Source organism: Cryobacterium algoritolerans (assembly GCF_004402785.1).
Lineage (GTDB): Bacteria > Actinomycetota > Actinomycetes > Actinomycetales > Microbacteriaceae > Cryobacterium > Cryobacterium algoritolerans.
The window spans coordinates 1-12,272 of record NZ_SOFP01000083.1 but is presented as its reverse complement, the minus strand read 5'-3'; the positions used below and the strand labels follow the sequence as shown (position 1 = coordinate 12,272).

The window sequence follows — 12,272 nt, the reverse complement described above, 5'->3', positions numbered from 1 at the left end:
GGTGACGGGCGCGTCCGCGGCTCAGCCGGCGACGTCGAAGACGGCCGTCAGGGTGTGGCTCTCCCCGGGCTCGAGTTGCACCCTGTTCTCCCGCACATTCGCCGATTCCACGCAGACCATCCCGGTCCACTCGTCGTCGCCGAAGTCGCCCATCGAGGCCGCCTTGGCAATCCAAGGGTTCCAGACGATCGTGCTGCGCGAGCCGCCGGTCGCGATCGACACGGTGCGCCGGGAACCGTCGGTCACGATCGTGGCGGCGGGGCTGTCCAGGTAGATGCGGTCCGTTTCCGCGGTGAACCGTACGGGCCCGGTCTCGGTCTCGACCGACATTCCGTGGAGTTGGTCCAGGTAGGGCGCTCCCTCGAGGCCGCCAATCTCCGTGGCGCGAATGTCGTCGACGGCCAGGTAGCTGTGCAGCGCCTCCTCGAAGCCGACGGCATCCGTGTCCCGGTTCGTCACCGTGAGTGCGAGGGTCAGCCGGGCACCGACGGTCACTGTGTAGAGGGCCTCGAAACGATGTGGCCAGGCCGTGGCGCGTGTGGCCGGGCTGTCGCTCAGCCGGAGGGTGACGGCCACGGCCTGGCCGTCGTCCCGCGCGCCGACGAGCTCCCACTCGGCCAGCCGAGCGAATCCGTGCGCTGGGGCAACCGGATCGAGGCGGTTGGCTCCGAACCACGGGAAGCAGATCGGCACTCCGCCGCGAATCGCCTTCGCCTCGGTGAACACGCCGGCCTCGCTCAGCCAGAGCACGGGACGACCGGCGAACGGCGTCCACGCGACCAGATGAGCGCCGTGCAGGTACAGTTCGGCCGAACCGTGCTGACCGGCCACCCGCACGACGGGCAGGCCACCCCTTCCGGTCGCCAGGCGAACGGATGCCGGCAGTACGGCCGGGTCGAAAGGTGCGGGTGACAAGGAGCCTCCTGAATGTTGGCGGCGCCAACGCCGACCTCCAGCTTTGCAGAATTCCCCGGCTCCGCGCGGAAAACGCCCGTGGCGGCGATCGACCTGCCGGGCTAGCGTGTGCATTGAAGCTTCGTGCGCCAGCCAACCAGGAGGTTGCGGATATGTCAGGACCCACCGACCCAGGCGAACCGGGCTTCGTCCCGAACGGCCAACCGGGCTCCGGCCCCGTGCCCGACGCGACGGCACAGTCGGCGATGGATCGGGACTGGGCCCGCAGCAGGCTTGAACGCCGCCGCAGGCTCGGCGATTCCATCGTGGCGTACGTGGTGATCAACCTGTTCCTGATCGGAATCTGGTCGGTCATCGGCCAGGGTTATTTCTGGCCCGGTTGGGCGCTCGCCGGCTGGGGTGTCGCACTGATCCTGGAGATCTGGGGCTTGTTCTCCCACCGGCCGATCACGAACGCCGACATCGACCGGGAAATGCGCAAGGGAAGTTAGGCATTCGTTCGGGTTGGCGCCCGGAATAGGAATGGAGCAGCAGATGGCGAAGAAGCGTTGGAGTGACCTGAGCGGTACGCAGAGGGCGGCGACGATGGTGGGTTCGGCGGCGCAATTCGCCCTCGCGGCCGCAGCGTGGTCTGACCTGGCGAATCGGCCGGCGAAGCTCGTCAACGGGAAGAAGGCGGTGTGGGCCGTGATCATCGCGGTGAACTTCGCCGGCCCGATCTCCTACTTCCTTCTGGGGCGTCGCGGCCGCCGTTGACCCTGCACCGCAGGGCCGGTGAGGAATACGCTGGACGTGATTCGGGGTATCGCGCCGCGAAAGTCGAAAGGACGTTCAGCACCGGACTTCCAGTGGCTGCACGCGCTATCCCCAGTACTACTGGGCCTACGGCAACCATTCCTTGACGAACGGTGCCGACTGGATGTCGGTGCTCGCCCTCTTCGGTGGCTCGTTGCTGGTCGGTGCCGCCACAGCGCTCGTCCTGCGCCAGCGTGACATCGGGGTCTAGGGATGCTCCATTGCCGCGTCGTGCGCCGGGTGCTACCTGTGGGCATGTGCGGACGCTTCGCGATGGACAAGGACACCGACGACCTGATCCGGGAGTTCGTCGCATCCGGCGGCGATTTCCGGGAGTGGCGGCCGTCGAACAACATAGCACCGACCGATCTCGTCCCTGTCGTACGCGAGTGGGAGCACCACCACGCGGTCACTCGGGAGGTGGACGGGGCAACCTGGGGTCTGCCGTCTGCCTGGGCCGCCGGTGCGAAGGCCGGCGCCGATCAACGCCCGCCTCGAGACCGCGGCAACGAACGGCATGTTCCGCGCCGTGCTCACCTCCCGGCGGTGCATAGTGCCGATGACCGGCTACTACGAATGGGAAGACCAGCCCGACGGCAAACAACCGCACTTCATCCACGGCGACGGTCTCCTCGCGGCGGCCGGACTCTACGACGGGCGGCAGGAGGACGACGGAACCTGGACGCACAGCATGGCGCTGAACACCAGGCAGGCCAGGTAGGCCTCCGGTGAGATCCACGATCGGATGCCAGCCTTCCTCGTCAGGCACGTCTGGGACGAGTGGCTCCGGCCGGGCAAACTCACCGATCCCGGCGACCTGCTCGACCTGCTCGACCTGTCATCGCCGGCGGTGGCGGAGAGCGTCATGAGCCACCCGGTGTCTTGCCGCGTCAACAATGCGCGTGTGCCCGACGCGGAGAAGGAGGGCCCGGCACTCACTGCGCCGGTGGAGCTGTGAGCGGATGACGGGAATCGAACCCGCGCTATCAGCTTGGGAAGCTGAAGTTCTACCATTGAACTACATCCGCGCGCCGGGTGAAGGGGTAAGCCAGCACCGAACCGTGCCAGCATATCAACTCCACGCCGTTAGGCTGGAACCGTGCTGCTCTCGGATCGCGATATCAAGGCTGAAATCGACGCGGAACGAATCCGTCTGGAGCCGTATCGGCCCGACATGATCCAGCCGTCGAGCATCGATGTGCGCCTGGACGGCTTCTTCCGACTGTTCGACAACCACAAGTATCCGTACATCGACCCGGCCGAAGACCAGCCGGACCTCACGCGGTTGATCGAGATACCCAGGGACGAGCCCTTCATCCTGCACCCCGGCGAATTCGTGCTCGGCGCCACCTACGAAAAGGTGAGCCTGCCCGACGACGTCGCCGCCCGGCTCGAGGGTAAGAGCTCCCTGGGTCGCCTCGGCCTGCTCACTCACTCCACGGCCGGGTTCATCGACCCCGGCTTCACCGGTCACGTCACGCTCGAACTGAGCAACGTCGCCACCCTGCCGATCAAACTGTGGCCGGGCATGAAGATCGGCCAGCTGTGCTTCTTCCGGCTGAGCTCGCCCGCCGAGCGCCCCTACGGCTCGGCCGAGTACAGCTCCCGCTACCAGGGGCAGCGCGGACCGACGGCGTCCCGGTCGTTCCTGAACTTTCATCGTACCGATGTCACGGTCTCGACAAGCTCGACCAGCGGGGAGTAGTCCGACCAGCGGGGAGTAGTCCGACCGGCGGGGAGTGGCCGAACTGCCGGGGAGTGGTCCGACCAGCGGGGAGTGGCTCGACCGGCGGGGAGTGGTCCGACCAGCGGGGAGTGGCCGAACTGCCGGGGAGTGGTCCGACCGGCGGGGAGTGGCCGAACTGCCGGGGAGTGGTCCGACCAGCGGGGAGTGGCTCGACCGGCAGGGAGTGGCTCGACCGGCGGGGAGTGGTCCGACCAGCGGGGAGTAACCCGTTAACACGCATGCAACATGCGCCCGGTAAAATCGGGTCATGACCATATCCGTGCCCCGTTTCACCGAGGCGCTCATCGCGCCGGGACCGACGCCTGAATACCCGGGACGGATGCGCCGGTTCGGCCAGCTCGTCGGAACCTGGGCGGCCAAGGGGTCACGGCTGGACGAGGCCAGTGGCGAGTGGCGCGAACGCGACTTCATCTGGATCGTCGACTTCGTGCTCGACGGGCGCGCAGTGCAGGACATCGAGGTCGTCGCCAGCGACACCCATCCGAGTGGGTTCGAGACCGTGGCGATGGCCGTGCGCGTCTACGACCCGCACGCCGGGGCCTGGCGGGTCAGCTACTTCGCGCCGAAGATCGGGGAATATTGCCACCTCGTGGCCACCCCGCACCGCAACGGCCTGCGCCAGGACGGCACGGGCACCGATGGCCGGCCGATCCGTTGGAACTTCGTCTCGATCACGGACGACTCGTACTCCTGGGAGGGCTGGGTGTCCGACGACGAGGGCGTGACCTGGCTGCTCGTCGAGCACAACGAGGCCACCCGCATCCGTTAGTCGGCTGCGCTGCGCGCTTCGCTGAACGCGTGCAGCCCAGCGCGTGCAGCCGAGCGCGACACAAGCGCCGCTGCGCGCCGGGCGTGCCAGGGGCGCAGCGGCGCAACTGGCGCGCCCGGCGGTAGGAGTGCCCTCGAGTGCTCCCGCAACGGAAGCCTTCGCAGCCGGGAGCTGCAGGGTGGAGCTTCAGGCACCCAAAGCGAGCTACAGGGCGAAGGGGAAGGCGAGGTCGGCGGGATAGTCGCCGAGGGAGGTGAGCTGGGACGCGGAGCGGTGCAGGGCCGCGAGGGTGAGGCCGAGCGAGCCGGGGCCGAAGCTGACCCGGGAGACGCCGAGCTCGGCGAGGCGGGCCAGCGGCACGGCGCCCGGATGCCCGATCACCGAGACGCGGCCGTTGACCTCGTCGAGGGCTCGCTTCACCTTGTTCTCGTCGTCCAGCCCGAGGAAGAAGATCACATCGGCGCCCGCGTCGAGGTACGCGTTCGCGCGCGCGACCGCCTCGTTCCACTCGCCCCCGCCGGCCAGAGTGTCAACGCGCGCGTTGATCACGAGCGGGATCCCGGTCGCGTCCGCGGCGGTGCGGGCGGCGGACACGCGGGCGGCCGCGGTCGGAATGTCGAACTGGGGAGCCTTCGGTGCGCCGATCGAGTCCTCGAGATTGATGCCGACAGCGCCGGACTCCTCGATCAGGCGGCGCACGTTGCGGGCCACCCCCGCGGCATCCGGGGCGTAGCCCTTCTCGAAATCGACAGACACGGGCAAATCCACCGCGTCGACGATCAGGCGAGCCGCGGCGATGGCCTCGTTCACGCTGAGCCCCTCACCGTCCTGCAGCCCGCGCACATTCGACACCGAATGCGAGGCGGTCGCGAGGGCCTTCACGCCCGGCGCCTGCGCCACGACGCTCGCGGTGATGGCGTCCCACACGTTCGTGACAATCAGCGGAGTCCCGGGGACGTGCAGCGCGTTGAGGAGTTCGGCCTTCTGGATCTGCATGGTAGTCATCACACCAGCCTGACAAGGAAGACCGGCCCGAACGAGAGTTCAGCGGATGTCCAGACAACAAACAGGTCCCGCTCAGCTGATTTGGTCCTGCTCCGGCTTCACCGGAATCAGCACGAGCAGTCCGACGAACAGGACGAGCACGATGCCGAGGATGCCCCAGTAGGTCTCGCCGAAGATCGTGACCATCAGCGCGAACATGGTCGGTGCGAGGAAGCTCACCGCGCGCCCCGTGGTGGCGTAGAGGCCGAAAACCTCACCCTCGCGGCCCCGCGGGATCAGCCGGGCCAGGAAGGTGCGACTGGCCGACTGGGCGGGGCCGACGAAGAGTGTCAGGGCGAGACCGGCGGTCCAGAAGACGACCTGCCCGCCGTCGTGCAGGAAAAAAACCAGCCCGCCGCAGACGATCAGGCCGACCAGGGCCGTCACGATCACCGGTTTCGCGCCGAGCCGGTCGTCGAGCACGCCGACGCTGATGGTCGCGATGCCCGCGACCACGTTCGCTGCGATCGCGAAGATGATCACCTCGCCGGGCGAGAACCCGAAGACGGATGCCGCGAGCACCCCGCCGAAGGTGAACACCCCGGCCAGGCCGTCCCGGAACACTGCGCTCGCGATCAGGAAGTACACCGTGTGCCGACTGGTCCGCCAGAGCCGGGCGATGTCCTGGCCGAGTACGACGTAGGAGCGGAGGAAGCCCACCCGTTCCCTCCGCACGGTGGCGGGGGCATGGTACTCGGGCACGGTGAGCAGCACGGGCAGGGCGAACAGGCCAAACCAGGCCGCCGCGATCAGCATCGCCACCCTCACCGAGAGGCCGTTCTCCCCGGTCACGCCGAACAGACCCACCTCCGGCTTGATGAAGCCGAAATAGACGATCAGCAGCAGCACGATCCCGCCGATGTAGCCCATGCCCCAGCCGAATCCGCTGACCTTGCCGATCGTGCGCGGGCTGGAGACCTGGGCGAGCATTGCGTTGTAGTTGACGCTGGCGAACTCGAAGAAGACATTGCCCGCGGCCACCAGGAACAGGCCGAGCAGCAGGAAGCCGGGCGAGGCCTGCACGAAGAACATTCCGGCGGTGATGGCCACGACGATGAAGGTGTTCACTCCCAGCCACAGCTTGCGCCGCCCGGACGTATCGGAGCGCTGCCCGGTGATCGGCGCGAGCACCGCCACCAAGAAACCGGCGATCGCCAGGGCCCAGCCCAGCTGCGCCGAGATCACGTCCTTGTCGCCGAAGGACGACCCCGTGAGGTACACGGTGAAGACGAAGGTGGTGACGACCGCGTTGAACGCCGCGGAGCCCCAGTCCCAGAAGCTCCAGGCCACCACGCGGCCGCGGCTCGTCTCGTGCGGCGACACCTGGGCATCCGTGCCGCCCTGCGCAATCCCGGTCATGCGCCCAGAGTACTGGGCGGAGGCAGCCACGCGCGGGAAACTTCAAAGTTGAGTCGCTCACACTCAACTTTCAGCTGGCTGGCTTGACTCGGATTTGCGCTGATGCCACACTTGAGTCATTACCGCTCAAGTCTGAAAGATCATACCGATCGATCGCGCTGAGAATAACTTTTGAAGGAGAACGCACACATGGCCCGTGCAGTAGGCATCGACCTCGGAACCACCAACTCTGTGGTGGCCGTCCTCGAGGGTGGAGAACCCACCGTCATCGCAAACGCCGAAGGCTTCCGGACCACCCCGTCCGTCGTCGCCTTCACCAAGGACGGCGAGGTACTGGTCGGTGAGACCGCCAAGCGCCAGGCCGTCACCAACGTCGACCGCACCATCTCATCGGTCAAGCGCCACGTTGGTACCGACTGGAACGTCGCCATCGACGACAAGAAGTACACCCCGCAGGAGATCTCCGCCCGCATCCTCGCCAAGCTCAAGCGCGACGCCGAGCAGTACCTGGGCGACAAGGTGACGGATGCCGTCATCACCGTTCCGGCGTACTTCAACGACGCCGAGCGCCAGGCCACCAAGGAGGCCGGTGAGATCGCGGGCCTCAACGTGCTCCGCATCATCAACGAGCCGACCGCCGCTGCCCTCGCCTACGGCCTCGACCGCGGCAAGGAAGACGAGCTCATCCTGGTCTTCGACCTCGGCGGCGGAACCTTCGACGTCTCCCTCCTCGAGGTGGGCAAGGACGACGACTTCTCCACCATCCAGGTTCGTTCGACCGCAGGCGACAACCGCCTCGGCGGCGACGACTGGGACCAACGGATCGTCGACCACCTGATCAAGAAGTTCAAGGAAACCACCGGCGTCGACGTGTCCAAGGACAAGATTGCCAAGCAGCGCCTCAAGGAAGCCGCGGAGCAGGCCAAGAAGGAACTCTCCAGCAGCATGTCGACCAGTATCCAGCTGCCCTACCTCTCGCTCACCGAGAACGGCCCCGCCAACCTCGACGAGACTCTCACCCGCGCGCAGTTCGAGAAGATGACCGAAGACCTGCTCGACCGCACCAAGAAGCCGTTCCAGGACGTCATCCGTGAGGCCGGCGTCAAGGTGGAAGACATCGCCCACGTCGTTCTCGTCGGTGGTTCCACCCGGATGCCCGCTGTCTACGAGCTCGTCAAGAGCGAGACCGGTGGCAAGGACCCGAACAAGGGTGTCAATCCTGATGAGGTCGTCGCCGTCGGCGCCGCACTCCAGGCCGGCGTGCTGAAGGGCGAGCGCAAGGACGTGCTGCTCATCGACGTCACCCCGCTGAGCCTCGGCATCGAGACCAAGGGCGGCATCATGACGCGCCTGATCGAGCGCAACACGGCTATCCCGACCAAGCGCAGCGAGACGTTCACGACGGCCGACGACAACCAGCCGTCCGTGGCGATCCAGGTCTTCCAGGGCGAGCGTGAGTTCACCCGCGACAACAAGAACCTGGGCACGTTCGAGCTGACCGGCATCGCGCCGGCCCCGCGCGGCATCCCGCAGGTCGAGGTCACCTTCGACCTCGACGCCAACGGCATTGTGCACGTGTCCGCAAAGGACAAGGGCACCGGCAAGGAGCAGTCGATGACCATCACCGGCGGCTCGTCGCTGGCGAAGGAAGACATCGAGCGCATGGTGCGCGAGGGTGAGGAGCACGCCGCGGAGGACAAGCGCCGCCGCGAGGCCGCCGAGACCCGCAACACCGCCGAGCAGCTCGCCTACTCGATCGAGAAGCTGATCAAGGAGAACGACGAGAAGCTGCCCGAGGAGGTCAAGACCGAGGTCCAGGCCGACGTCGACGCCCTCAAGTCCGCACTCGCCGGAGACGACGACGCGGCAGTGAAGACCGCGTTCGACAAGCTCAACGAGAGCCAGGGCAAGATCGGCGAGGCCATCTACAAGACCAGCCAGGCGGATGCCGCAACGCCTCCTGCCGACGCCGGGGAGCCCACCGCGGAGTCCGGAAAGGCCGATGAGGACGTCGTTGACGCCGAGGTTGTCGACGACGAGGACGACCCGTCGACAAGCTCAGGAACCAAGAAGTAATGACAGACGACAAGCGTCCCGAGGGCGAACCGTTCGAGGAGGGGGTGCCCGCTGAGGGTGCCCCCGGGGCCGACGACGACGCGGAGACCGGTGCTCCGGCCGACGGGATCGACGAGGACGAATTGACCGTCCAGGACATCCTCGATGCCGCCGACCGCGAAGCAGCCGAACCGTCCGACGAGCACCTCGCCGACCTGAAGCGGGTCACCGCGGAATACGCGAACTACCGTAAGCGCACCGAGGCGAACCGCGAGGTCGAGCGCGAGCGCGTCACCGTGGATGTCGTCAAGGGCCTGATCCCTGTGCTCGACGACCTCGACCGGGCCGAGAAGCATGGCGACCTCGTTGCCGACACGGCCTTCAGCACGATCGCCGCCAAACTGCGGGCCAGCGTGGAGCGCCTCGGCGTGAAGCCGTTCGGTGTGGTGGGGGAGCCCTTCGACCCGAACGTGCACGAGGCTATCTTCCAGTTGCCGAGCACGGACGTGGAGGCGGACACCGTCGGCGATGTGGTCGAGACCGGCTACTTCCTCGGCTCGACGCTCCTGCGTGTGGCCAAGGTCGTCGTTCAGGTACCGAGCGATGGCTAGCCAGGACTGGTTTGACAAGGACTTCTACAAGGTCCTGGGTGTCGCGAAGGATGTCACTCCGGCCGAGTTGAAGAAGGCGTACCGGAAGCTGGCCCGCAAGTATCACCCGGACTCCAATCCAGGCAACCCTGCGGCCGAAGCGAAGTTCAAGGAAATCAGCGAGGCCCACTCGGTGATCGGCGATCCTGCCCAGCGCAAGGAATACGACGCCGTTCGCGCCATGGGCGGTGGAGCACGCTTCACCGCCCCCCGGGGTGGCGGTGGCGGTCAGGCCGGCGGCTTCGACGATGTGTTCGGCGGCATGTTCGGCGGAGGAGCCCGGCAACAGGGGTACTCCTACGAACAGGGCGGCTATGACGACCTCCTCGGCGGATTGTTCGGCCGTAATGGTGGTGGTGGTGGTTTCGGCAGCACGAGCGGCGGCTTCCGCGGCTATGGCGGTCCGACCCGCGGCCGGGATGTCATCGCGTCGACCACCGTTGACTTCATCACGGCCACCCACGGAGACCAGATCACCCTCCAGACACAGGATGGTCGCGCGATCAAGGTGAAGATCCCGGCCGGTGTCGCGGATGGCCAGAAGATCAAGCTCCGCGGCCAGGGCCAGCACAGCCCAGACGGCGGCGAGTCCGGCGACATCGTACTCACGGTCTCGGTGCGCAAGCACCCGGTCTTCGAGCGCGAGGGTCTGAACCTTCGAGTGTCCGTTCCGGTCACCTTCGTTGAAGCTGCGCTGGGCGCGACGATCGAGGTCCCCACCCTCGGTGGCCCTCCGGTCAAGCTGCGGATCGCACCGGGCACCCCGAGTGGCCGTGTCCTGAGGGTCAAGGGGCGCGGGGTCGTGACGCCCAAGGGCACCGGCGACCTGCTCGCCGAAGTCCAGGTTGCCGTGCCGTCGCATCTGTCCAAAGACGCCGAGGAGAAACTTGAGGCGTTCGCGGCCGCCCTGCCGAAGGAGAACCCGCGCGAGGACCTCTTGGCGAAAGCGAGAGATTAGCGGTGGATGAAAACACCCGGGTCTTCGTGATCTCGATGGCGGCTGAGCTTGCGGGCATGCACCCGCAAACCCTGCGCCAGTACGACCGCCTGGGGCTGGTGAGTCCCGACCGCACCCCCGGTCGGTCCCGCCGGTACTCCATGCGGGACGTGGCGAAGCTGCGCGAGATCGCGGACCTGGGTGCGGAGGGTGTGAGCCTGGAGGGAATTCGGCGCATCCTCGAACTGGAAGACCACGTTCGCGGGCTCGAGTCCCGCCTGCGCGAGCTCGAGGCGGCCCTCGCCGACGAGCTGCTCAACCGCCCGGGCCGCCGCGTCTTCGCGGCGGGCTCGGCCGGTGAGGTCATCTCGATGCGCGCCGGCACCCGAACCAGGCGCTCGAACCAGATCGTGATCTGGCGCCCGCTCGGCAACAAGGAGTAGCGCGGCATGACGCACCTGGCCGGGGCGGCCGACCGGCCGTCCCCCTTCGCTTTCCAAAGGCTGCGACGGTACCCGGACGTCGAGGCAGACAATCTCTTCGCCGTGGATGCCAGCGACCGGCTGATCCTGGATGAGGCGGCCGACGCCGTCGCATCCGCAGCCGCGGGCGAGGTCGTGGTGATCGAGGACCGATATGGCGCCCTGACCCTGGGCGCGGCGCACCTCGGTGGAGCCCGCGGCATCCGGGTGCACCAGGACGTGCTCTCCGGGGAACTCGCCCTCGCCCACAATGCCGCCACCGCCGGTCTGACTGGAGTGTTCCGTTCGCTGGGGCTCACGCAGGAGCTGTTGGCCGGCGCCAGGGTCGTGCTGCTGCAACTTCCGCGGAGCCTGTCGGCCCTCGACGAGATTGCCGGTGCCATCTCCCGCTACGCCGCCGCCGACGTCACCGTCTTTGCCGGTGGCCGGATTAAACACATGGCACCGGCCATGAACGGGGTCCTCGCCCGCCACTTCACCCGGCTGGACGTGACCCCGGCGCGGCAGAAGTCACGGGTTCTGGTCGCGAGCGGCCCGATCCGGCCGGATTCGGATTCGGTCGGGACCACCCCGGACTGGCCTCACTCCCAGCACCACGACGACCTGGCCATCACGGTCTGCGCGCACGGGGCGGCGTTTGCGGGGACCGCCGTCGACATCGGCACCCGGTACCTGCTCGAGTTCCGGGGTCGGATGAAACCGGGAGCCCGGACGGCAATCGACCTCGGTTGCGGCACGGGCGTCCTCGCGGCGGGCCTGGCACTGAGCCGCCCCGATCTCACCGTCATTGCCTCCGACCAGTCGGCGGCCGCTGTTGCATCGGCCGGCGCCACCATGTTCGCCAATGGCGTCGCCGACCGCGTGGCGGTGATCCGGGACGACGCCCTCGCGAGCCGGCCGGATGCCTCGGCCGAGCTGATCTTGTTGAACCCGCCCTTCCACATCGGATCGACGGTCCATGCCGGCGTCGCACTCAAGCTCTTCCACGACGCCGCCAGGGTGCTCGTGCCCGGCGGTGAACTCTGGACGGTCTGGAACACGCACCTCGGCTATCGATCGGCACTCATCCGCATTGTCGGAGCCACGCACCAGGTCGGTCGGAACTCCAAGTTCACCGTCACGGTTTCCACCCGTTCCTGACCCCTCGGGTCCTGGCACGGTGCCGCCGGCTGGACCCGTCCTGACCCGCGTCCGGGGGCGACACGCCCGGGATGTAGCCGTGAGTTGCGGCCCCTGGGGATTCACCGTAATGTCATTCAAGTCACCCCACAGGTTCGGAAAGCGGAAGTGCTTGCCGGCCTCAAGCGGGACCAATCCCAAGTCAAAATCTGCCAGTCAGATTCTGTCTTGACGATGTCGTGTTGAGTCCCGTCGCCGGGGCGAAGACGACAACAAGAAACAACAGGAAAAGCCCCAAAGCGAAAGCCGTAGTGCTGGTCAAACAGTGTGGCCTGAGGTTGGGTGCGTCCGATCCTTGAGAACTCAACAGCGTGCACAATGTCAAATGCCAAAAACCTCG

12 protein-coding genes, 1 tRNA gene and 1 pseudogene are annotated in these 12,272 nt (G+C 67.1%); 10 read left to right on the top strand and 4 right to left on the bottom strand.

Annotation, left to right across the window (positions count from 1 at the left end):
- Positions 1 to 21 precede the first annotated feature (21 nt).
- Positions 22 to 915: a D-hexose-6-phosphate mutarotase gene (locus tag E3O19_RS16810; RefSeq protein WP_166804608.1), complete on the bottom strand. Its 894-nt coding sequence runs from the start codon at positions 913 to 915 to the stop codon at positions 22 to 24.
- A gap of 152 nt (positions 916 to 1,067) precedes the next feature.
- Here E3O19_RS16810 and E3O19_RS17900 point away from each other — a divergent pair, with 152 nt between their 5' ends.
- The 3 genes and pseudogenes from E3O19_RS17900 (at position 1,068) to E3O19_RS18895 (ending at position 2,668) form a co-directional block, all read left to right on the top strand.
- On the top strand, positions 1,068 to 1,406 hold the full coding sequence (locus tag E3O19_RS17900) for a 2TM domain-containing protein (protein WP_166804607.1): 339 nt from the start codon (positions 1,068 to 1,070) through the stop codon (positions 1,404 to 1,406).
- Between the two features lie 43 nt (positions 1,407 to 1,449).
- On the top strand, positions 1,450 to 1,671 hold the full coding sequence (locus E3O19_RS16800; RefSeq protein ID WP_134569435.1) for a PLDc N-terminal domain-containing protein: 222 nt from the start codon (positions 1,450 to 1,452) through the stop codon (positions 1,669 to 1,671).
- Between the two features lie 252 nt (positions 1,672 to 1,923).
- A pseudogene (locus tag E3O19_RS18895) lies at positions 1,924 to 2,668 on the top strand (SOS response-associated peptidase).
- On the opposite strand, the gene E3O19_RS16780 reads toward E3O19_RS18895, so the two are convergent.
- Positions 2,668 to 2,738 (bottom strand) — tRNA-Gly (locus tag E3O19_RS16780). The pseudogene E3O19_RS18895 and the gene E3O19_RS16780 sit on opposite strands and share 1 nt — an antisense overlap.
- Before the next feature lie 71 nt (positions 2,739 to 2,809).
- Between E3O19_RS16780 and dcd the strand changes: the two genes are divergently transcribed.
- Both dcd and E3O19_RS16770 read left to right on the top strand, forming a co-directional pair.
- A complete protein-coding gene (gene dcd, locus E3O19_RS16775; RefSeq protein ID WP_134569433.1) occupies positions 2,810 to 3,415 on the top strand; it encodes a dCTP deaminase in 606 nt (201 codons plus the stop codon).
- 289 nt (positions 3,416 to 3,704) lie between these two features.
- A complete protein-coding gene (locus tag E3O19_RS16770; protein WP_134569432.1) occupies positions 3,705 to 4,226 on the top strand; it encodes a hypothetical protein in 522 nt (173 codons plus the stop codon).
- A gap of 204 nt (positions 4,227 to 4,430) precedes the next feature.
- Here E3O19_RS16770 and E3O19_RS16765 read toward each other — a convergent pair whose 3' ends face one another.
- Both E3O19_RS16765 and E3O19_RS16760 read right to left on the bottom strand, forming a co-directional pair.
- A complete protein-coding gene (locus E3O19_RS16765) occupies positions 4,431 to 5,231 on the bottom strand; it encodes an isocitrate lyase/PEP mutase family protein (RefSeq protein ID WP_134569431.1) in 801 nt (266 codons plus the stop codon).
- Between the two features lie 72 nt (positions 5,232 to 5,303).
- Positions 5,304 to 6,629: an MFS transporter gene (locus E3O19_RS16760; protein WP_134569430.1), complete on the bottom strand. Its 1,326-nt coding sequence runs from the start codon at positions 6,627 to 6,629 to the stop codon at positions 5,304 to 5,306.
- A 189-nt stretch (positions 6,630 to 6,818) separates the two neighbouring features.
- On the opposite strand from E3O19_RS16760, the gene dnaK reads away from it, so the two are divergent.
- From dnaK to E3O19_RS16735, 5 genes are read left to right on the top strand one after another with little or no spacing between them, the layout of a single operon-like run.
- Positions 6,819 to 8,705 carry a molecular chaperone DnaK gene (gene dnaK / locus E3O19_RS16755; RefSeq protein WP_134569429.1) on the top strand — a complete coding sequence of 629 codons (1,887 nt, stop codon included), beginning with the start codon at positions 6,819 to 6,821 and terminating at the stop codon, positions 8,703 to 8,705.
- Positions 8,705 to 9,295, top strand: coding sequence for a nucleotide exchange factor GrpE (locus E3O19_RS16750; RefSeq protein WP_134569428.1), 591 nt, complete (start codon positions 8,705 to 8,707; stop codon positions 9,293 to 9,295). The genes dnaK and E3O19_RS16750 overlap by 1 nt, the downstream gene beginning before the upstream one ends.
- A complete protein-coding gene (locus E3O19_RS16745; RefSeq protein ID WP_134569427.1) occupies positions 9,288 to 10,292 on the top strand; it encodes a DnaJ C-terminal domain-containing protein in 1,005 nt (334 codons plus the stop codon). Before E3O19_RS16750 ends, E3O19_RS16745 begins: the two co-directional genes overlap by 8 nt.
- 2 nt (positions 10,293 to 10,294) lie before the next feature.
- On the top strand, positions 10,295 to 10,714 hold the full coding sequence (locus E3O19_RS16740; protein WP_134569426.1) for a heat shock protein transcriptional repressor HspR: 420 nt from the start codon (positions 10,295 to 10,297) through the stop codon (positions 10,712 to 10,714).
- Positions 10,715 to 10,720: 6 nt separating this feature from the next.
- The gene (locus E3O19_RS16735) at positions 10,721 to 11,893 is read left to right on the top strand and encodes a class I SAM-dependent methyltransferase (protein WP_134569425.1); all 1,173 of its coding nucleotides are present in this window, start codon (positions 10,721 to 10,723) and stop codon (positions 11,891 to 11,893) included.
- Positions 11,894 to 12,272 lie beyond the last annotated feature (379 nt).

Bases quoted from the DNA above. Each gene is read 5' to 3' on its own strand.
- E3O19_RS17900 (WP_166804607.1), top strand. From the start codon at position 1,068: ATGTCAGGACCCACCGACCCAGGCGAACCGGGCTTCGTCCCGAACGGC.
- E3O19_RS16800 (WP_134569435.1), top strand. From the start codon at position 1,450: ATGGCGAAGAAGCGTTGGAGTGACCTGAGCGGTACGCAGAGGGCGGCG.
- E3O19_RS16770 (WP_134569432.1), top strand. From the start codon at position 3,705: ATGACCATATCCGTGCCCCGTTTCACCGAGGCGCTCATCGCGCCGGGA.
- E3O19_RS16765 (WP_134569431.1), bottom strand. From the start codon at position 5,231: ATGACTACCATGCAGATCCAGAAGGCCGAACTCCTCAACGCGCTGCAC.
- E3O19_RS16760 (WP_134569430.1), bottom strand. From the start codon at position 6,629: ATGACCGGGATTGCGCAGGGCGGCACGGATGCCCAGGTGTCGCCGCAC.
- dnaK (WP_134569429.1), top strand. From the start codon at position 6,819: ATGGCCCGTGCAGTAGGCATCGACCTCGGAACCACCAACTCTGTGGTG.
- E3O19_RS16750 (WP_134569428.1), top strand. From the start codon at position 8,705: ATGACAGACGACAAGCGTCCCGAGGGCGAACCGTTCGAGGAGGGGGTG.
- E3O19_RS16745 (WP_134569427.1), top strand. From the start codon at position 9,288: ATGGCTAGCCAGGACTGGTTTGACAAGGACTTCTACAAGGTCCTGGGT.
- E3O19_RS16735 (WP_134569425.1), top strand. From the start codon at position 10,721: ATGACGCACCTGGCCGGGGCGGCCGACCGGCCGTCCCCCTTCGCTTTC.